Annotated in this window: 20 protein-coding genes; 7 read left to right on the top strand and 13 right to left on the bottom strand. The window is 68.1% G+C overall.

All coding sequences use genetic code 11. The features are described 5' to 3' along the window. Positions 1–11: 11 nt before the first annotated feature. Positions 12–629, top strand: a complete 618-nt coding sequence (locus ON29_RS33440; RefSeq protein ID WP_040872295.1) for a TetR/AcrR family transcriptional regulator — start codon at positions 12–14, stop codon at positions 627–629. Positions 630–649: 20 nt separating this feature from the next. Here the strand turns inward: ON29_RS33440 and ON29_RS33435 are convergent, their stop codons facing one another. The 11 genes from ON29_RS33435 to ON29_RS33385 form a co-directional block, all read right to left on the bottom strand. Further along, entirely contained in the window at positions 650–1,417 is a 768-nt protein-coding gene (locus ON29_RS33435; protein WP_174371890.1) for a 2-phosphosulfolactate phosphatase, read from the bottom strand. A gap of 40 nt (positions 1,418–1,457) precedes the next feature. Continuing rightward, complete coding sequence (locus ON29_RS33430) at positions 1,458–2,459, bottom strand: ABC transporter substrate-binding protein (RefSeq protein ID WP_040872293.1); 1,002 nt, start codon at positions 2,457–2,459, stop codon at positions 1,458–1,460. Positions 2,460–2,475: 16 nt separating this feature from the next. After that, the gene (locus ON29_RS33425; RefSeq protein WP_040872387.1) at positions 2,476–2,817 is read right to left on the bottom strand and encodes a 4Fe-4S dicluster domain-containing protein; all 342 of its coding nucleotides are present in this window, start codon (positions 2,815–2,817) and stop codon (positions 2,476–2,478) included. Then, a complete protein-coding gene (locus ON29_RS33420) occupies positions 2,814–4,406 on the bottom strand; it encodes an FAD-dependent oxidoreductase (protein WP_040872292.1) in 1,593 nt (530 codons plus the stop codon). Before ON29_RS33420 ends, ON29_RS33425 begins: the two co-directional genes overlap by 4 nt. Next, entirely contained in the window at positions 4,403–5,131 is a 729-nt protein-coding gene (locus ON29_RS33415) for an ABC transporter ATP-binding protein (RefSeq protein WP_040872290.1), read from the bottom strand. The genes ON29_RS33420 and ON29_RS33415 overlap by 4 nt, the downstream gene beginning before the upstream one ends. After that, positions 5,132–5,974 carry an ABC transporter permease gene (locus ON29_RS33410; RefSeq protein WP_040872288.1) on the bottom strand — a complete coding sequence of 281 codons (843 nt, stop codon included), beginning with the start codon at positions 5,972–5,974 and terminating at the stop codon, positions 5,132–5,134. Between the two features lie 192 nt (positions 5,975–6,166). Beyond that, positions 6,167–7,075 (bottom strand): NAD-dependent protein deacetylase, encoded by a 909-nt coding sequence (locus tag ON29_RS33405; protein WP_051175898.1) that lies wholly within the window; start codon positions 7,073–7,075, stop codon positions 6,167–6,169. 72 nt (positions 7,076–7,147) lie between these two features. Beyond that, the gene (gene lexA, locus ON29_RS33400; RefSeq protein WP_040872286.1) at positions 7,148–7,810 is read right to left on the bottom strand and encodes a transcriptional repressor LexA; all 663 of its coding nucleotides are present in this window, start codon (positions 7,808–7,810) and stop codon (positions 7,148–7,150) included. A 29-nt stretch (positions 7,811–7,839) separates the two neighbouring features. Further along, a complete protein-coding gene (locus ON29_RS33395; protein WP_040872284.1) occupies positions 7,840–8,805 on the bottom strand; it encodes a LysR family transcriptional regulator in 966 nt (321 codons plus the stop codon). 110 nt (positions 8,806–8,915) lie between these two features. Continuing rightward, the gene (locus ON29_RS33390) at positions 8,916–11,216 is read right to left on the bottom strand and encodes a molybdopterin guanine dinucleotide-containing S/N-oxide reductase (protein WP_040872383.1); all 2,301 of its coding nucleotides are present in this window, start codon (positions 11,214–11,216) and stop codon (positions 8,916–8,918) included. 58 nt (positions 11,217–11,274) lie between these two features. Next, positions 11,275–11,757: a nitroreductase family deazaflavin-dependent oxidoreductase gene (locus tag ON29_RS33385; RefSeq protein ID WP_051175897.1), complete on the bottom strand. Its 483-nt coding sequence runs from the start codon at positions 11,755–11,757 to the stop codon at positions 11,275–11,277. A gap of 174 nt (positions 11,758–11,931) precedes the next feature. Between ON29_RS33385 and ON29_RS33380 the strand changes: the two genes are divergently transcribed. The 5 genes from ON29_RS33380 (at position 11,932) to ON29_RS33360 (ending at position 15,949) form a co-directional block, all read left to right on the top strand. Continuing rightward, positions 11,932–12,765 carry an NAD(P)H-binding protein gene (locus tag ON29_RS33380; RefSeq protein ID WP_040872283.1) on the top strand — a complete coding sequence of 278 codons (834 nt, stop codon included), beginning with the start codon at positions 11,932–11,934 and terminating at the stop codon, positions 12,763–12,765. A gap of 62 nt (positions 12,766–12,827) precedes the next feature. Then, complete coding sequence (locus ON29_RS33375) at positions 12,828–13,523, top strand: NAD(P)-dependent oxidoreductase (RefSeq protein ID WP_040872281.1); 696 nt, start codon at positions 12,828–12,830, stop codon at positions 13,521–13,523. A 76-nt stretch (positions 13,524–13,599) separates the two neighbouring features. Beyond that, positions 13,600–14,085 (top strand): MarR family winged helix-turn-helix transcriptional regulator, encoded by a 486-nt coding sequence (locus ON29_RS33370; protein WP_051175896.1) that lies wholly within the window; start codon positions 13,600–13,602, stop codon positions 14,083–14,085. Between the two features lie 314 nt (positions 14,086–14,399). Beyond that, on the top strand, positions 14,400–15,719 hold the full coding sequence (locus ON29_RS33365; protein ID WP_040872277.1) for a glycoside hydrolase family 1 protein: 1,320 nt from the start codon (positions 14,400–14,402) through the stop codon (positions 15,717–15,719). Positions 15,720–15,754: 35 nt separating this feature from the next. Next, positions 15,755–15,949, top strand: a complete 195-nt coding sequence (locus ON29_RS33360; RefSeq protein ID WP_040872275.1) for a hypothetical protein — start codon at positions 15,755–15,757, stop codon at positions 15,947–15,949. A gap of 5 nt (positions 15,950–15,954) precedes the next feature. On the opposite strand, the gene ON29_RS33355 is transcribed toward ON29_RS33360, so the two are convergent. Beyond that, complete coding sequence (locus ON29_RS33355) at positions 15,955–16,863, bottom strand: NAD(P)H-dependent flavin oxidoreductase (protein ID WP_083864250.1); 909 nt, start codon at positions 16,861–16,863, stop codon at positions 15,955–15,957. A 136-nt stretch (positions 16,864–16,999) separates the two neighbouring features. Next, entirely contained in the window at positions 17,000–17,695 is a 696-nt protein-coding gene (locus ON29_RS33350; RefSeq protein WP_040872377.1) for a TetR/AcrR family transcriptional regulator, read from the bottom strand. A 186-nt stretch (positions 17,696–17,881) separates the two neighbouring features. Here ON29_RS33350 and ON29_RS33345 point away from each other — a divergent pair, with 186 nt between their 5' ends. Continuing rightward, positions 17,882–19,603 carry an FAD-dependent oxidoreductase gene (locus tag ON29_RS33345; RefSeq protein WP_040872273.1) on the top strand — a complete coding sequence of 574 codons (1,722 nt, stop codon included), beginning with the start codon at positions 17,882–17,884 and terminating at the stop codon, positions 19,601–19,603. Positions 19,604–19,662: the final 59 nt, after the last annotated feature.

Raw genomic sequence — 19,662 nt, 5'->3', positions numbered from 1 at the left:
ACCTGATTCTCGTGACCCGCGCCGAGCCCGTACCCCGCACCTCCGCCGACAACGGCTCGGATTCCGGGTTTCGCCGCCGCCTGCTCGACGCCATGGCCGTCGCCGTGCGCGAACGCGGATACCAGGACTCCACCGTCGCCGACGTGGTCCGCCACGCCCGCACCTCGCGCCGCACCTTCTACGAGCACTTCACCAGCAAACAGGACTGTTTCATCACCCTGCTGACCGAGCGCAACAAGGAGACGATCCAGCAGATCGAGGCCGCGGTCGACCCGCACATGCCGTGGCGCACGCAGGTGCGCCACGCCATCGAGGCGTGGATACGCACCGCACAGGACGATCCCTCCATCACCCTCAGCTGGATCCGCGTCGTCCCCGCCCTCGGCGAGGACACCCGTCACCTGCAACGCGAGGTCGGCGAAACGTTCATCGCCCTCATCCAGAAACTCACCGACACACCGGAATTCGCGGCCGCCGGACTGCGCCCGCCGTCCCGGCAGGTGGCCACCATCCTGTTCGGCGGCTTCCGGGAACTCATCGCCACCACCGTGGAAGACGGCGGCGACATCGGCGGCATGGTCGAGGTGGCGGTCGAATCCGCGATCGCCCTGATCGGACCGCACACCTAGCGCTGGCCGCGATCACCGCTTCACCGGGCGGCGTCGACGAATGCTCCGCCGGTCGACACCGGCACCACCGCGCTGCAGTCGAGTTCCGTGGCCACCGCGACATCTTGCGCGAACCCGCCCTCGGTCAGTTCCCGGCCGGAGGCGCAATCGCGAATCAGCGCCACGACGTCGGCGATCGCGTCGTACGTCACCGCGGCGGCATGCGCCTCCGCCGACAGCGGCCCCGCTCCGTTACGCGCCAGCGCCGCGGCGACCGCCCCCGCACCCAGCCAATCCTCGACCGCGAGCCGCAACTGCGCGCCGGGCCACTGCTCGCCTGCGGCGATCACCGCGACCGGCTCCCGCGCGGTGCCCCACCCCTGCCCCGCGATCCAGCGAGCGACCGCGCCCGCGTTGCGCAGGCACGCCGCCACCACCGGCACACCGCGGACCGCCGCGGCGATGGCCGAACCGTTCGGTGAGGGCAGCACGAGCCGCCCGGCCACCGGCGCACGCCGCAACGCCGCCGGAGACAGCGACCACGGCTGCTGCTCGGACACCGCCCGCCGCCCCACCGCCAGCGCCGCGCCCTGCCGCGCGGCGAACTCCGCGGCAGCATCGTCGCGCCACGGGTAGGGCAGCACCTGCGTCCCTGCTTCGACAGCGACCGACACCGATGTCGTGAACGACAGAACGTCGACCACCACTACGCACGCGCTGCCGGGCCCGAGCGCCATCGCACCGGCCGATCCCCACTCCAGCCGAACGCCCCACGACCGTTGCCGCGCCCACTCGGCGATCTGCGGCATACTCGTCCCCTCCCGATCCGTGGCGCGCGCTCTCTCCGGCTCAGCCCTGCTTGGGCCGATCCGGCCGGTAGAACCATTCCTCCAAACTGAAATCTTCCCGAATCTTCTTCTGCTCCACCAGGAACTGTTTGGTCCCCGTCAGCAACCGGATGCCCAGCGGCGCGAAGATCTCGTCCGGGATGTAGCTCGGGCGTGCGGTCGCCCGCACCACCGCCTCCGGTGACTTCGACTGCGCGACCTCGTAGTTCACGTAGTCGTCCCAATGCTGCTTCGCGTACCGGTTGGCTTCGACCAGGACCGACTGCCATGCGCCACCGAATTCCGGATGGCTGTCCAGGAACTCCTGGCTGCTGACCGAGGAGCTGGTGCCCGCGAGATCGGGATGGTTGTCGTGAATCGAGTCGACCTGGTGGAAACCCTTGGCCAGAAACGATCGGAAGAACGACGACGGGTTCACATCCGGCAGCGCGACCGCCGCGATATCACCGCCGTTGAGCGGGGCCTCCGCGTCGGTGGCCAGCAGATGCACCAGCTGCGCCTGAATGCCCTCGGCCTTCAGCGCACCCTGCAGGTAGCGATCGATGTACGAACCGGATTGCACGCCGATCTTCCTGCCCGCCAGATCTTTCAGCGTCCGGATCGCCGGATCCTTGGCCACCACACCGGCGTTGTAATTCACCGCCGCGATGGCCAGCAGCCGCGTTGTCAATCCACTGCCGCGCGCGACCAGAGCGGGCGTGTCCCCGTAGGTGGCGACGTCGAGGCGGCCACCGACCAGCGCCTGGTTCAGGTCGGGACCGTTGGGGAAGCTGTAGACCTCGATGTCGTCCACACCCAGCGGCTTCAGCGCGGGCAGCAGGGCCCCGCGCTGGTGGGCGAACCCGACCGGCCCGGTGAGCACGTTACCGGTGCCGATGGTGCCGATACGGAGGGTCTTGATCTCGGCGCGGGTCGCCGAGCCCGCGTCGTCGGCCCCGCAGCCGGTGACGGCCAGCAACAGCGCCGACACCAGAGCGGGCACGATCAGCTTGAATACGCGCATGATTCGCTTTCGTCGTTCAGAGTTCGGACAGCCGCGGCGGCGGAGCGCCGTGCGGCAGACGCGGCCCCACCGCGACGAGACTGCCGGGTGTGCGGCCGCGACCCCACCCCAGCTCCTTGCGGTAGCGGCCGATGTGGTCCTCGCCGACCGCGCCGGGATCGGCCAGCGGAGTCGCCTCCGGGTCGACATACAGCGCGTCCGTGGGGCAGTACGCCTCGCACATGAAGCAGGTCTGGCAATCGGATTGCCGCGCGATGACGGGGATTCCGCCGTCGGTGCGATCGAAGACATTCGTGGGGCACACGTCCACGCATTTGTCACAGGCGATGCAGTCACCCGCGCGCAGGATCTCGATCATGCCGCCACCGCCGAGGCGCCGCTCGCCGCGGCCGTCGCCGTCCACACCTCGTCCAAACCGCCGGACAGGATGTGGTGGTGCTGCCGCGGATCCAGATCCGGGTGATCGGCGCGTTTGCTCATCCCGCGCGTCTCCGTGCGCGCCAGCGTCGACCGATACATCAACCGTCCCACAGCGGTGATGGCGGCGGCCTGCCGCGCCCGCACTCGCTCGTCTCCGGTCTCGCCGCCCAGACCGCGCGCGGCGTGCTCCCACACACCGTCCAGGTTCGCGAGCGCGGGCCGGATCCGGTCACCATGGCGCAGGTAATTCTTCTCGAACGGGATCAGCTCCCGCTGCGCGGCCTCGACCACGTCCGCGGCCCGTACCGACCCACCGTGCTCCGGCCGCAACCCGGTGCGCCCGGCGCCACGCAGATCGGCACTCCGAGGACCGCCCGATCGCAACGCGAACGTCGCCGCTCCGCGCCCTGCCCAACTGCCCGACGACATCGCCCACGCCGAGTTGTGGCTGCCGCCACCGGTGAATCCGCCGCAGATCCGTTCCCTGGTCGCCGCGTCACCCGCGGCGTACAGGCCCGGCACCGTGGTGGCGCAGTCGTCGTCGACGACATCGATGCCGCCGGTGCCGCGGACGGTGCCCTCGGCGAGCAGGTCCACCTCGAACCGGTCGGTGAACGGGTCGATGCCGCGCCGATCGAACTGCAGGAAGAAATTCGGCTGCCCCAGCCGCATTTGCGCCTGAACCGTCGCATCGGCACGATCGAGCTGGGCGAACACCTTCTCCCGCAGCAGGGTCCGCGCGATCACCGAACGGCCCTTGGTCGAGCCCGCGCCCTCGAGTACCCGCCCGTCCTCGTGGAAGAAGGTCGCATACCCGTAGTAGGCGGTCTTGGTGATCGTCGAACCCTTCGGCACGATCGCGTACGCGTTGGAGAATTCCATGCCCGAGAATCGGGCGCCCACCTCGGCCGCCATCAGCGCGCCGTCACCGGTGTCGACGTTGGTGCCCAGCGCCCGGGACAGGAACGCGCAGCCCCCGCTCGCGAGCACCACCGCACCGGCGACCACGCGATAGTCCCGATCGGCCTGGCGCTGGTAGCCCGCCGCGCCGCGCACCACTCCGTCGGCGTCGACCAGCAATTCCAGCGCCGGCGAGTGGTCGAGGATGCGCACCCCGATCCGTTTCACCCACGCCCGCATCCGGCGCATGTACTCCGGGCCCTGCACGCCGGTACGGATTTGCGCCCCGGTACCGGGGTCCACGGGGAACGGGTACCGACCCTCCACCGCGAGCCGATCCATGTTCGCGTAGGTCTGATCGAGCACCCGGTCCATCCAGTAGTGATCGGCCAGATGCCCGCCCAGCGCCTCCCGGCTGGCTTTCGCGTTCGCCCGCGCGGTCGCCTCCGGCGCCACGTACCACACGCCGGTCCCGGCGGGGGCGGTAGCGCCGCTGGCCCCGCAGTAGCCCTTGTCCACCAACGTCACCTCCGCGCCCGCTTCCCTGGCGTGGATCGCGGCCCAGCAGGCCGCGGGCCCGCCGCCGATCACCAAGACGTCCGTGCTGATCTGCAACGGTTCACTCATGCGTCTGCTCCTGTCGGTGCGTCGGGATTCACGCCGAGTGCGAGCAGCAACCGGCGCCGGAGTGCGGAGAAATCTGGGTCGACCACCGAACGCGGGCGGGCGACGGTGATGTCGAAGGATTCGGCGATGCGGCCGTCGCGCAAAACAAGCGCGCGATCGGCCAGTAGCAGCGCCTCTTCCACATCGTGGGTCACCAGCAGCACCGACTGACGGTGCAGCGTCCACAGGCGAGCCACGAGGGCTTGTACTTTCAACCGGGTCAGCGCGTCCAGGGCGCCGAACGGCTCGTCGAGCAGCAACAGTTCCGGATTGCGGACCAGCGCCCTGGCCAGCGCCACACGTTGGGCTTCACCGCCGGACAGCGTTGCGGGCCACACATCGGCCTTCGCGGTGAGCCCCACTTCCTCCAGCGCCGTCAGCGCCCGCGCCTTGGAAGCTCCCTCGACGCCGAGAACGACGTTGCGCCACACGCTGATCCAGGGAATCAACCGATGCTCCTGGAACACGATCGCCTTCGACCCGGGCACCTCGAACGACCCGCCGAACCCGCGATCCAGCCCGCCGATCCCGCGCAGCAGCGTGCTCTTGCCCGAGCCGCTGGCGCCGAGCAGCGCGACGAATTCCCCCGGCGCGATATCCAAGTCGACCTCGCGCAGCACCGTGCGTCCGGCGAACGCGCGCGCCGCCCCGCGAATGCGCACACCGGCCCCGATCGTGGCGGTCATCTATTTCCCCTCATAGCCGGTACGCCAGGACAGGAACCGGTGTTCCAGCACGCGCACGAACAGATCGGTGAGCAACCCGAGGACCGCGTAGATCACCAGGACCAGAAAGATCTGGTCGGTCCGCAAGAACTCCTTGGCATCGTTCATCAGGAAGCCAAGCCCCACCGGCGTGGTCTGCATCTCCGCGACCACCAGGGTGAGCCAGCCGACGCCCAGCGCCTGCCGCAGTCCGACGAAGATCTGCGGCAACGCGCCGGGCAGGATGATCTTCGTGGTCAGCTCGAACCGATTGAGGCCAAGCGATTCCGCCGCTTCCACCAGCCGCCGGTCCACGCCGCGGATCCCGGCCAGCACGTTCAAGTAGATCGGGAAGATGGGCGCGACGATGATCAACGCGATCTTGAACGAATCCCCGATGCCGAACCAGATGATGAACACCGGCACCAGCGCCAACGTCGGCAGCATCCGCAATGCCTGCAACGGGCCGTTGACCAGATCCTCGGCGATCCGGAACAGTCCGGCCGCCACACCGCACACCAGGCCGATGCCGATGCCGATCGCCAGCCCCACCGCCACCCGGCGACCGGAAGCGGCCAGATGCTGCCACAACTCACCCGACCGGATCAGCTCCCACCCCGCCTCGAGCACCTCGGTCGGCGCCGGAGTCGTCGCGCCGAGCCACGATCGGGCGCCCAACTGCCAGATGACCCCCGCCAGAATCAATCCGGAGGACACCCGGACCAGGCCGAGCAGCCTGCGGGTGAACGGAGCCGGGCTGTCGCCGGTCGCCTCGGCAGGGGAAGAAGGTGGCGCCGATGTGGTCGGATCCAACTGCAATGTCATCGGACACGGTCCTCACACGAGAAGTACTGTCCGGAACAGTAAGGGCCGCCGACGGTTCACAGAATGGTTGCGATCAGCGCGATCCTGAACACGCGCCCGGCGCGGCCACCGCCCTCAGCAGGAAAGACACGTATCCGCCTCGGCGGCTGGATGCTCGGACCCGGATTTGCCCGGGACGAACAGACCGTCGAGTCATCGCTGGACGGATTCGTCCAGCCCGGCCGAGTGGTGCGCAGCCGTCACCCGAACACCCGTTTCGCTCAGGCGCTCGGCCAGGACAGGCAGAACCGTGGAGCACCCGGCGTCCAGCCGGAGCGCAGCCAGTTCGTCACCGCGCGTGCGGCCCCGATTCACGATGACGACGGGACAACCCCGCCTCGCGGCGTAGCGCACGAAACGCAGCCCGGACATCACCGTCAACGACGACCCGGCCACCAGCACCGCGTCCGCGGCCTCGACCAGCTCATACGCCGCGGCGACCCGCTCCTTCGGCACGTTCTCCCCGAAATAGACGATATCGGGCTTCAGCATGCCGCCACAGCGCGCGCAATCCACCATCCGGAAGCTCCCGGTGTCGCCGACCACCGCGTCCGCGTCGGGCGCGACCTCGAGCCCATCGGTCGTCGCGGCCTCCGCGAAGCCCGGATTGGCCGCCTCCAACCGGTCGGCCAGCGACATCCGCGAGACCAGCGACGCGCAGCTCAGGCAACGCACCCGCGCGTAGGTGCCGTGCAGATCGATCACCCGCCGATGCCCCGCCTTCGTGTGCAGCAGATCCACATTCTGGGTGATCAGCCCGGTGACCACGCCCATGCGCTCCAGCCGTGCCAGCGCGCGATGCCCGGGATTGGGGCGCGACCCGTCCATGCGCCGCCAGCCGACGTGGTTGCGCGCCCAGTACCGCTGCCGGAACACCGGATCACCGACGAACTGCTGGTAGGTCATCGGGTTGCGCGGCGGCGAGGACGGACCACGATAGTCCGGGATCCCGCTGTCGGTCGAGATCCCGGCGCCGGTCAACGCGACGACCCGGCGCCCATCGAGCAACCGCACCAGCTGCTCGAACCCGGCGCCCAGAGGCGTCCGCGCAAACTCCGACATGCCGTTCAGGGTACGGCGACCGCCACGGCAACGGCCGAACGGCCGCCCCGCGCGGGGAAGAGTCGGCCGAGGTCAGACGCGCCGCATCACCGACACGACCTTGCCGAGCACGACCGCTTCGTCGCCATCGATCACCTCGTAGGCCGGATTGCGCGGCTCCAGGTACACATGACCGTTGCGCCGCCGGTACACCTTCACCGTCGCCTCCCCATCGATCATCGCCGCCACGATCTCGCCGGAATGCGCCTCGTGCTGCTTGCGCACCACCACCAGGTCGCCATCGCAGATGGCCGCATCGATCATCGAATCGCCGCGCACTCGCAGCCCGAACACCGTGCCGCGCCCGACCAGCTCACGCGGCAACGTCATCATGTCCTCGCCGTGCTCCTCGGCCAGGATCGGAGCGCCCGCCGCGATGTCACCGACCACCGGTACCGCCACCGAATCCTCCGCGATCTCCCGCCGCGCGGGCGCGTGCAGAAACATCCGCACGTCGATCGGCCGCGACACCGTCCGGCTGCGGCGCAGGAAACCACGCTCCTCCAGGCTCTTCAGATGCTTCGACACCGACGACGCCGACCGCAGACCCACCGCGTCACCGATCTCACGCGTGTTCGGCGGATACCCGTGCCGGACAACCCAGTCCCGAATCGTGGCGAGAATCCGCTGCTGCCGCGGCGGTAACGTCGAGGTGTCGAGATGCTCGAACGCGTCGAGCGGGTCGTATCCGGTCACCCGGGGAATGGTAGAGGCACGAGCGGACACTACCGCCGGGCCACCGCACCGGGCACGCCGAACAGCACCCGATCGGAATCGGGAACCCAGCACGCGGCGGCGGTATCCCGGTTGTAGTTGTCCGCGACGTGCTCGGCCAAATGCCGCAGTCCAGGATGCCGGTTGCCCGCCGACCACAACAACGCCAGCGGATAGGCGGGGGTCGGATCGACGATCATCAGGCGCCGCACGTTCGGATGCCACGGCGTCTGGCCCCCGTCGCCGCTGAACGTCGTCAACGACGACGAGTCCGCGATACGTTCGACGATCTCGGCCATACCCACCAGCGGACCCCTGGTGTCGACCGGAATCCCGCTGAACGCGCTGAGATCTCGATAGAAGTCGGCCCACTCCGACGGCACGGCCGCACCCGGCACCCACACCGGCTGCCCGGCGAGTTCCCGTAACGCGATCGTCGACCGGCCCGCGAACGGATGATCCTTACCCACCAGCAGATACAACGGCTCCAAATACGCGGGAGCGGCGACGATACAGTCGGGCAGAGCCACCGGGCCGCCGGACGCGCGCGCGAGAGCCGCGTCGACGATGCCGCCGCGCAACGCTTCCCGCGAGGTCGTGATCATATTCGAGATGACGATCTCGGTGTCGCGGTGCGGATGACGCGCGAGATAGAACTCCATCAAATCGGTCGCGGCCATCCGTTTCCCCAGCACCGCGACCCGCAACGGCCGCACCACCTCGCGCACCGCCCGCACCGCGGCCTCGGAGCCGGCGAGCAAGGAACGCGCGTACGGCAGCAACCGAGTACCGGCCGCCGTCGGCACACTGCCGCCGCGCCCACGGTCGAACAGCTCCGTTCCCAGCTGCGACTCGAGCTTCGCGATGCGCTTGGACACCGCCTGCTGGCTGATCCCCAGCACCGCGGCCGCGTGACCGAACTGCTGCTCCTCCACCACCACGACGAACGCGCGCACCGCCACGAGATCCAGCTCCACCCGACACCTCCAGTGACAACCTTACGTTGTCCCCCATGCCGAATCCCAAATCCGACATCGACCGTCATCACTGCTCACATGGACGCGCAACCACGATCGACCGACAGAGCCTACAACCATTCGATGTTCATCCGATCCGTGTGCGGCGGCCGCATCACCTCCACCTCCGTGATCGGGCCCGCATAACGCTCCACCTCCACCAGCGTGAGCTGCCCGGCGCACCCCTGGCTGAGCGTCGAAGAGGGACGATCGGCGATGAGCACGTTCGGATTACCGTGCCGGCAGAACGTCGGATCCGCCGGGTCGGGGTCGTACCACGCTCCGGTGGACAACTGCGCGACACCGGCCCGCACCCCGTCGTCGACCACCAGACCGGCCAGGCAACTGCCCCGCTCGTTGAACACCCGCACGATCTCACCGGCACGCAGACCACGCGGTTCGGCGTCCGAAGGATGCATCCGGATCGGTTCACGCCCGGAGATCTTCACCGACCGGCTGTAGGCACCAACGTCGAGCTGGCTGTGCAGCTTGGTCCGCGGCTGATTCGCCACCAACTGCAAGGGAAACCGCGCCGCCGCCGCACCACCGAGCCACTCCTCCGGCTCCAACCACACCGGATGCCCCGGGCAATCGGCGTACCCGAAGCGATCGATGGTCGCGGAGAAGATCTCGATCTTCCCGCTGGGCGTGCTCAGCGGATGCCGATCCGGATCAGCGCGAAAGTCAGCGGCCAACACCTGATTCGGGTCCGGAACCGGAAGCTCGAGAACCTCACCGGCCCAGAACGCGTCGAAATCCGGCAGCCCGTGCCCCACGCGCGACTGCTCGGCACGCCATTGCTCATACAGATGCCGCAGCCACTCGACCGCCGAACGCCCCTCGGTGAATTCCTTCCCGACCCCGAGCCGATCGGCCGTCTCGGCGAAGATCGAATAGTCGTCGCGCGCCTGCCCATACGGGCGAGTCAGCGCCTTCATCGGGAAGAACGAACGGTCACCTTCCCCCACGCCGTAGTCGTCACGCTCGATCGACATCGTCGCCGGGAGCACGATATCGGCGTGCCGCGCGGTGGCAGTCCAGAACGCATCGTGCACAACCACCGTGTCCGGACGACCGAACGCCGTACGCAGCCGAGCCAGGTCCTGATGGTGATGGAACGGATTGCCGCCGCACCAGTACACCAACCGCACTTCCGGATACACCAGCTCCCGGCCGTTGTAGCGGAAGGGTGCGCCCGGCTCGAGCAGCATGTCCGCGATCCGAGCGACCGGAATGAAGGCGTCCACACCGTTGCGCCCCTGCGGAAGTCGCGGCGCGGGCACCCGCGCAGGCTCCCCGACACCGGCGGCCGAGCCGTACCCGTGCCCGAACCCGCCTCCGGGAAGCCCGATCTGCCCCAGCATCGCCGCGAGCGCCACACCCGCCCACAGCGGCTGCTCACCATGGCGCGCCCGCTGCAGCGACCAACTCACCGTCACCAGGGTTCGCGCGGCAGCCATCGCGCGGGCCAGCGTCCGGATACGGCCGGCAGGCACACCGGTGATGGCCGCGGCCCACTCCGGATCCTTGACCACTCCGTCCACCGCACCGCGCAGGTACTCCGCGAAGCGGTCGAAGCCCACCGTGTACTCGCGCAGGAACTGTTCGTCCGCCAAACCCTCCGCGTCCAGCACTTGGGCGAGCGCCAGCATCATCGCCACGTCGGTACCCGGCCGCGGCGCGATCCACTCCGCTTCGCTCTCCCGCGGGGTGTCGTCGCGCAGCGGACTGATCGACACGAAACGGCAACCCCGCGCCCGCGCCGCCGCGATCCAGCCGCGCATGTTGTGGCGCGAGACCCCGCCCGGCGACACGGCCGCGTTCTTCGGCGACAAACCACCGAAAGCCACCACGAGCTCGGAATGTCCGGCCAAGACCGTCTTCGCCGTCGCCTGTTGCGTCACCCATCCGATATCACCGATGACATACGGCAGGAACACCGTCGAGGTACCCAGGCTGTAGCTGTTCACGTGCCGGACGTAGCCGCCGAGACAGTTCAAGAAGCGGTGCAATTGACTCTGCGCGTGATGGAAACGCCCGGCGCTGGCCCAGCCGTACGAGCCGCCGTACACCGCCTGCGCTCCATGCTCCTGGTACACCCGGCCGAGCTCGCCGGCCAGCAGGTCCAACGCGCGCTCCCACGACACCGGGACGAAAGACTCCGAGCCCCGCGCACCTGGGCCCGGCCCGTTCTCCAGCCAGCCCCGACGAACATGCGGCCGATCGATACGCGTCGGATGATGCTGCGCCGAAGCGACATTGTCGATCAGCGGCACCGGCTCCGGGTCACCATGCCACGGCCGGACCGCTGTGAGCCGTTCCCCATCGCTGTCCGCCTCGAACGCGCCCCAGTGGGTCAGATGCGTGGTCACCGCCCCACCGTAACCGGCCACCCGAACACCTGACCGCCACTCGTTTCCGATGCCACCGTCAGTCGGATACGCGGCGTAGCTCGAAGATCCGGAACACCCGGCCGCCGGACAGTTCGTACTCCATGGCGTAACCGGGCCAGAACTCGACCGCCAGATCCCAGACGCGCTTGCGCTCCACGCCCGTGATCTCGCGCACGGTGGCCAGGAACTGCTCGCCCTTGTGCCGGACCGAGGCGGTTTGCGCCGCACGCAGATTCGCCGACCAGGCCGGATGCTTCGGACCGCCCCAGTTCGAACCGAGGACGATGAAGTCCGCACCGTGCGGCACGTAGAGCAACGATGTGGTGCGCGGGATCCCCGTCTTCCGCCCCGGCACGGTGACCTCGACCGACGGCAGCCCCGCCAGATCCAGGACGCCTTTTCGGCCGCCGCTCGCCCGCCGGATCAAGCGTTCGACCCGCAGCACGACCGGCGCCGACCGCATGACCCAGCGCCGCTGGGCCAGCCGTCGAGCCAAGGCCGGCACCGGATTCGAGACCATATCGGGACACCTTTCCGTAGCGAACTCGCGACTTGGCAGGCGCTCTAGATCTAACACCTCGTACCGAGGTCCGTGCACGATCGGGTTCAGTCATAAATTACGAAACTCATATTGATCGGCACGGCGCAGCATGTAATATCTCCTTCATACGATATGAGTTAGATAGGAGTTGTCATGTACCTGATCACCGGCGCCACCGGCACCATCGGCCGCCCCCTCGTCAGCGCTCTGCTATCCGCCGGAACGAGAGTCCGCGCTGTCTCTCGACAGGCCGTCGCCGACTTTCCCGAAGATGTGGAAGTCGTGGCGTTCGACGAGGTGAACGATGCCTTGCAGGGGGTCGATGCCCTGTTCGTCCACCCGCGGGCCAGCAAGGATCACGTCGGCGAACTGGTCCGGCTCGCCGCGACATGCGGTGTCGGCCGGGTGGTCGTCATGTCCGCCTGCAACGCCGACGACGAACCCGCTCATCAGCCCTCCCGATTCAACGGTGACCGCAACACGGAGGTCGAGCGGGCGGTCGTCGCGAGCGGACTGCCGTGGGTGAGCGTACGACCGAGTTCGTTCGCCATGAACACATCGGCGATGTGGCGAAAGCAAGTGGCCGCTGGTGACACCGTCTTCGGCCCGTATGCGTCTTTCGCCGAGGCGGTCATCCACGAACAGGATGTCGCGGACGTCATCGCCCGGGCCATGTGGGACGACAGCCTCCTCGGCCGCCGCATAACCATCACCGGTCCCGAGGCCGTGACCCTGGAGCGGATGGTCGCCGTCATCGGCGACGCGATCGGCAAACCCCTTCGATTTCAGCAGGTTCCGGTCGAAACAGCCACGCGCGCGATGATCGGGCAAGGTCTCGACGAGCGCTTCGTGCTCGCGCTCATGGACCGCTACGCTCGTGAACTCGACCGAACGCCCATCGTCACTCACGAGGTGGACGCGATTCTCGGCCGTCCGGCACGCTCGTTCGCGACATGGGCCGCCGATCACCGGGCGGAGTGGTCGTGACGCCCCCTCCCCCGCCTCCGGTGCCGCTTTCCGCGGCTCGCACCAACCCAGAAGGAACATCCATGCGTCTCATCGTCTTCGGGGCGAACGGTCCCACCGGCCGCTTGCTGACCACTCAGGCTCTCGCGGCCGGTCATGACGTCGTCGCCGTCACTCGCAAGCCACACGATTTCCCGCTCGAACACGACCGGCTCACGACGTTCGAGGGTGACGTCCATACGGCAGACTCCGTCGAGAGCGCGATCGCGGGCGGCGACGCGGTGCTGTCGACACTCGGTGTGCCCTACAGCAAGCAACCGATCACGACGTATTCGGCCGGGGTCGCCAATATCGTCGCCGCCATGCGCAAGCACGCGGTACGCCGTATCGCTGTCGTCTCGTCCAGCGCCGTCGACCCCAAACCACACGCGGATGCGGGCTTTCTGTTCAATCGCGTCTTGCAGCCCTACCTCACGCAGGTCATGGGCAAAACGCTCTACGACGATATGCGTGCGATGGAAACCCTGCTCACAGAAACCGAACTCGACTGGACGGTCGTGCGCCCGAGTGGCCTGTACACCTCCGCGCTCGTCACCGACTACACAGTCGCGGAAGGACACGCCGAGGGCCGGTTCACCTCCCGAGCGGACCTGGCCGCCTGCCTGCTCCAGCTCATCGACGACGACCGATATGTCCAGAGGATCGTCAGCGTCGTCACCACCTCGAATAATCCCAGCCTGCTGCGACTGATCCGCACCGAGGCGCTCGGCAAGCACTGAGCGCACGGCGGCGCCCATTCCAGTTGGCGGTGCGTATAATACGGAATCCATACAAAGAATCGTGAAGGTGACTTGGATGAGTTCCGTAGTCGATCCGGCCGCGCCCCGGCGACACCGGCGGTTGGTCACGTCCGTCAAAGAGGCGCTACGCGATCTGAACACCCAGCTGTCCGTGCTCAACCGCCGCTTCGGCAACAAGGTGGAACTGAAGGACGTCGACTGGACCTGCCTGGATCTGATCAACCGACACGGGCCGCTGACGCCGACTGCGTTGGCGGCGCGTGCCGGTCTGCACCCGGCGACGTTGACCGGCATCCTGGACCGCCTCCAGCGTGGCGGATGGGTGATCCGCGAGCGTGATCCCGAGGGCGCCGACCGGCGCGCCGTCACCGTGCGTGCACTCCACGACCGAAATCCCGAGCTCTACCGGATATTCAGTGGAATGAACGGCCGGATGGACGCCATCTGCGAGGGCTACACGGATGCCGAACTCGAGCTGATCGCGGAATTCCTCCGACGTAGCGCCGCCGCCGGCCACGACTCGGCCGACGAGCTCGCCTGACCGGAATCTCCGGCCCTCCCCTGCTCCTTGTTGGTTTTTTGATGTTGACGTGAGTTGAATGCCTGTTTGCTACGATGGTAATTACATAGTTAAATGCGCATATCTACGTATCTATATTTTTCAAGCCCAAGAGGCTGCGTGCCCGTCCCTACGTAGCCGTCCGAGCAAGTCAGAGAGTTCGTTTCGCCCGCCCACCCCTCCTCGTCTTCCTGAAAACGGACAAGCGACCAGTTACCCTGTCCCCCGTGGCCCCCACCCCATCCCTGCGCCGGAGGTCCACGAGCGCCCGTCGCCCCTTTCGGAACAGGAGTTCGATGCGTTCCCACCCCCGCCGCGTCTCGGCCGCCCTCGCGGCTGTCGCCACCGCCTTGCTCGGAGTCGCCGCTCCGGCGGCGGCTCGGCCAGCGCCACCCGCCGTGGTCACGCCGATGGGCCCGGACTTCCTCTGGGGCGTCGCCGCGTCGGGGTACCAGTCGGAAGGCCATGCCCCGGACAGCAACTGGTCCCGTTACGTGGCGTCCGGCAAGACGTCGGACCCGTACCAGGATTCGATCGACTTCTATTCGCGCTACCGCTCGGACATCGCCCTCGCGGCGGGCCTGGGCGTGAAGGTGTATCGCATCGGCATCGAGTGGGCTCGGCTCCAGCCGGAGCCGGGCAAGTGGGACCCCGAGGGATTGCGGTTCTACGACGACGTCGTCGCCGCGATCACGGCCGCGGGTATGCGCCCCATGATCACCATCGACCACTGGGTCTATCCAGGTTGGGCGGTCGACCGCGGGGGCTGGAACAACGCGGGAATCGTCGAGGACTGGCTTGCCAACGCACGCACGGTGGTCGATCGCTACGCCGAGTACAAGCCGTTGTGGGTCACATTCAACGAGCCGACCTTCTACGTGGTGAACGAACTGCGCAACGGCGGATTGCCGCCCGCCGCCGCGGCCGCGATGCAGGACCGGATCGCCGAGGCGCACAACAGCATCTACGAGTTCATTCACCGAGTTCAGCCGGACGCGATGGTGACCAGCAATGTCGCCTACATCCCGGCCGCCGAGGACGTGGTGAACAAGCCACTGGTGGACAGGATCGGCGCGAAGCTCGACTACATCGGCATCGATTACTACTACGGCCTCTCCCCCGACAGCCTCATTACCACGGGGAATCTCACCGAATTGTGGAAGAATCCGTTGCAGCCGGAAGGCATCTATTACGCGCTGCAGCACTATGCGCGCCAGTTCCCCGGCAAGCCGCTCTACATCGTCGAGAACGGAATGCCCACCGAGAACGGCCTGCCACGGGCGGACGGATACGGCCGCGCCGATTCCCTCCGCGACACCGTCTACTGGCTGCAGCGCGCCAAGGCCGACGGCATCGACCTGATCGGCTACAACTACTGGAGCCTCACCGACAACTACGAGTGGGGTTCCTACACACCACGTTTCGGCCTGTACACGGTCGACGTCCGCACTGACCAGGCACTGACGCGCAAGCCCACGGACGCGGTGGCCGCCTACACGGACATCACCCGAGCCGGCGGCGTCGCGCCCGGGTACCGGCCGACCCGCGCGCCGAAGGATTGCTCTTTCGTGGACGGACCGGCGAGCTGCTCCGACCCGGTCACCGTGCCGCGGTGAGATCGAAGCCGCATGTCCGCGAGTGGAGGTAGGCGATGACCGACGATCCCGTCGCGGTACTCCGGCGCTGGACCGACGCGGGCGGGGTCTGGCGGGTCGCCGGGCGCCGATCCGGTTCGGTCACCGTCGCGCTCTACCAATGCACCGGCGGTGAGGAAGTCGATCGGCTGACCTCCTCCGATCCCACGCTGCTCCACTATCTCGGCGAGCGGACCAGCAGCGAGGACTGAAACGCTCAGCCCGCGATTGATCCCGTCGCTCCTGACCACAGCCGCTCCAGCACTCGAGCGGCCGGTTCCACGGAGGTGACCAGATCGACGCTCGAGCCCGCGTCGATCGGCGCGACGGCCGGATCGTTCACGGCGAGCGCGGCGGTGAGCGCGTGCTTGGCCGCCGGATCCATGGCGAGTTCCTCCTCCCTACCGGTCCATCGGTCGGTGAATCCGGTGCGCAGCACTCGCGCGGGAAACCGCACCGGCCACGGCAATTCCATCCCCACGTCGTAGGCGCGGGTGAGCACGGTGTCGGTACCGCGCGCGTCGAGCAGGGCTCGGCGGCCCGCATCCGGCAGCAGCGATTCCGAGCACGCCGCCAGACAAGTACCGAGCCATGCGCCACTGGCCCCCGCTCGGAGTACGGCGGCGAGATCCCCCGGTGCCCCGATGCCGCCCGCCGCGAGCACCGGAACCGTCGCCACGGCCAGCACCTCCTCCAGCAGCGGCAGCAGCGGCGCGTTGACGGCGCCGTGTCCGCCGCCCTCCACGCCGCGGGCCACGAGGACGCCGATGCCCGCGTCTTGCGCACGCCGCGCGTCCTGCCCGCTGTAGACCTGGGTGGCCGGGACGATTCCCGCGTCCGCGACGCGAGCCGCCCAATCCAGGTCCACGCCGAAGCTCACCGAGATCAGGGCGGGACGAGCCTCGATCGCGGCCTCCAGCAGCCGCGGCTCCCGCGCGACGACCCAATCGACGAGACCGATGCCGAACGGCCCGTCCAGGCCCCGGACGTGCGGCAGTTCCCGCTCCAGCGCCGCGACCGATCCGGCGCTGCCCATCCCGATCATGCCCACTCCACCGGCCGCGGTCACCGCCGCGGCGAGCCGGCCGCCCGCTACGCCACCCATCGGCGCGTTGACCAGTGGCATCCGCGCACCGATCCGGCGCGCCCATGCCGTCACCGCACTGATATCGGGTGCCGGGGGCTGTTCGGAGGAAGTCACGCCTCCCATCGCAGCACACGCCGCCACGACCGATCGCGGACTCCCCCGTCGCGGGTGTGGCTCACGGCCGGTGACCGAGCATGTCCAACAGCCCGTCGAGTTGCAGTTCGAACAATTCCTCCCGGTCGGCGAAGGTGTCGGCGCCGTACATGTCGAAGACGTCCGCGCTCACCGCCCCGAACAGACCGACCCAGAACGTCACGCCGCGGACGATCAGCCAATCGGGCACCTCCAGCTGGAACTGGTCGCGAATCCGCGTGAAACTGCCCGCGAGAGCGGTGGATATTCGAGGCTCCCCCGCCGGGGCCACGAGTTCGCCCGCACCGTACGCCCGAGCGAAGAGGGTCAGCATCGTGGCGATCACGCGGGTGCCCGGCGCGATGGTCTCGGCAGCCGGTGCGTCGTAACCGGGGACCGGCGTGCCGAACAGCAACCCGTAGCGGGCGGGTTCGGCCAGCGCCCAGCACCGTACCGTTCGCCCGAGTGCCCGCAATCCGTCGATCGGATCGGCCTCGGCCGCCAGCGCGCCGTCGACCGCGTCGCCGAGCGCGTTGTAACCGTCCACGACGAGCAGGGTCAGCAACTCGTCGCGACTGCGGACATATCGGTACACCGCCGAGGAGACCACGCCGAGGTCACGCGCCACCGCACGCAGCGACAGGGCTGCGGCGCCGTCGGTCGCCAGGTGTTCGCGCCCGATCCGGACGATGTCGTTCATGGTCTGGGCCCTGGCTCGGGCACGCGGTGTCGTCGGCATGACCAAACCATGCGCCATTCAGAGAGCGTTGTCAACTAATGAGAGCATCGCTCTGAAAACGGGCCGGGCAACAGCTGGCAAACCGCGTTACCGCAGCGATCCGCCGTTTCCAGCCGAGTTGCGGACCGTTACTTACCGGAGAGTAGTGTTAGCCGAGTCACTGGCGACACGATCGAGGAGTTCCACATGGACCAGCGGACGACGGATTTCGACGTGCTGATCGTCGGTTCGGGGTTCGGCGGCAGCGTCACCGCGCTCCGGCTGGTGGAGAAGGGTTACAAGGTCGGCGTACTGGAGGCGGGCAGGCGCTTCGCCGACGACGAGTTGCCCGAGACCAGCTGGGAGCTGAAGAAGTTCCTGTGGGCGCCCGCGCTCGGCTGCTACGGAATCCAGCGCATCCATCCGCTGCGCAATGTCCTCATCCTCGGCGGCGCGGGCGTCGGGGGCGGTTCGCTGAATTACGCGAACACCCTGTACGTGCCGCCGGAGCCGTTCTTCCGCGACGCGCAGTGGCGTGACATCACCGATTGGCGCGACGAGCTGACTCCCTACTACGAGCGTGCGCAGCAGATGCTCGGCGTCGTGCGCAATCCGCACATGACGCCCGCCGACGAGGTCTTCAAGGCCGTCGCCGACGATATGGGCGTCGGCGACACGTTCGTGCAGACTCCCGTCGGCGTGTTCTTCGGCGAGCCGGGCAAGACGGTACCGGATCCGTACTTCGGCGGCGTCGGCCCCGAGCGCACCGGGTGCGTCGAATGCGGCGACTGCATGGTGGGCTGCAAGTACGGTGCCAAGAACACCTTGGTGAAGAACTACCTCTACCTGGCGGAAAAGGCCGGTGCGGAGATCATTCCGATGACGACGGTCACCGAGCTGCGTCCGCATCCCGACGGCACCTGGGACGTGTCCACCGCCCGCACCGGCGCGTGGCTTCGCAAGCAGCCGCGGACGCTCACCGCTTCGCACGTCGTGCTCGCCGCGGGCACGCGCGGCACGCAGAAGCTGCTGTTCGCCATGCGCGACAAAAAGGTATTGCCGGACCTGTCCGATCGGCTCGGCATGCTGACGCGCACCAACTCGGAATCGATCGTCGGCGCGGCCACCAAGAAGGTGCGCCCCGGCGTCGACTTCACCAAGGGCGTCGCGATCACCTCGTCCATTCATCCCACCCCGGACACGCACATCGAGCCGGTCCGCTACGGCAAGGGCTCCAACGCCATGGGCCTGCTCCAGACGCTCATGGTGGACGGCGGTGGGCGCATTCCGCGCTGGCTGCGCTTCCTGGGCTTGGTGCTGCGGCATCCGATGAACCTGCTCAGCTTCCTGAGCACCAGGAACTGGAGCGAACGGACCATCATCTCCCTGGTCATGCAGCACCTGGACAATTCGATCACCACCTACACCAAGCGCGGCCTGTTCGGCCGCAAGCTCACCAGCAGACAGGGCCACGGCGAGCCCAATCCGACCTGGATCCCGGTGGGCAACGACGTCACCAGGCGGGTCGCGGAGAAGATCGGCGGCATCGCGGGCGGCAGCTGGGGCGAGATCTTCAACATCCCGCTGACGGCGCATTTCCTGGGCGGAGCCGTGATCGGAGCCGACGCCGAGCACGGCGTGATCGACGCCTATCACCGCGTCTACGGCTACCCCACGCTCAGCGTGGTCGACGGCGCGGCGGTCTCGGCCAATCTGGGCGTCAACCCGTCGCTGACGATCACCGCGCAGGCCGAACGCGCGGCTGCGTACTGGCCCAACAAGGGTGAGGTGGACACCCGACCCCTGGTGGGCACGGGATACCAGCGTATCGCTCCCATCGCACCGGTGAACCCGGTCGTTCCGGCGAGTTCCCCCGCGGCTCTGGTGCTTCCGATCGTGCAGATCCGGGAGGCGCCCGCCGCCGGGTAGGTCAGCGGCCGGACCTGACGGCAGAACACGCCACGCAGCTATCTCTACTCAACTAGCCT

Origin of the sequence: Nocardia exalbida NBRC 100660, from assembly GCF_000308575.1 — a bacterium.
In the GTDB taxonomy this organism is placed as follows: Bacteria; Actinomycetota; Actinomycetes; order Mycobacteriales; family Mycobacteriaceae; genus Nocardia; species Nocardia exalbida.
The sequence above is the reverse complement of the archived record's forward strand: the minus strand, read 5'-3'. Positions and strand labels throughout refer to the sequence as shown.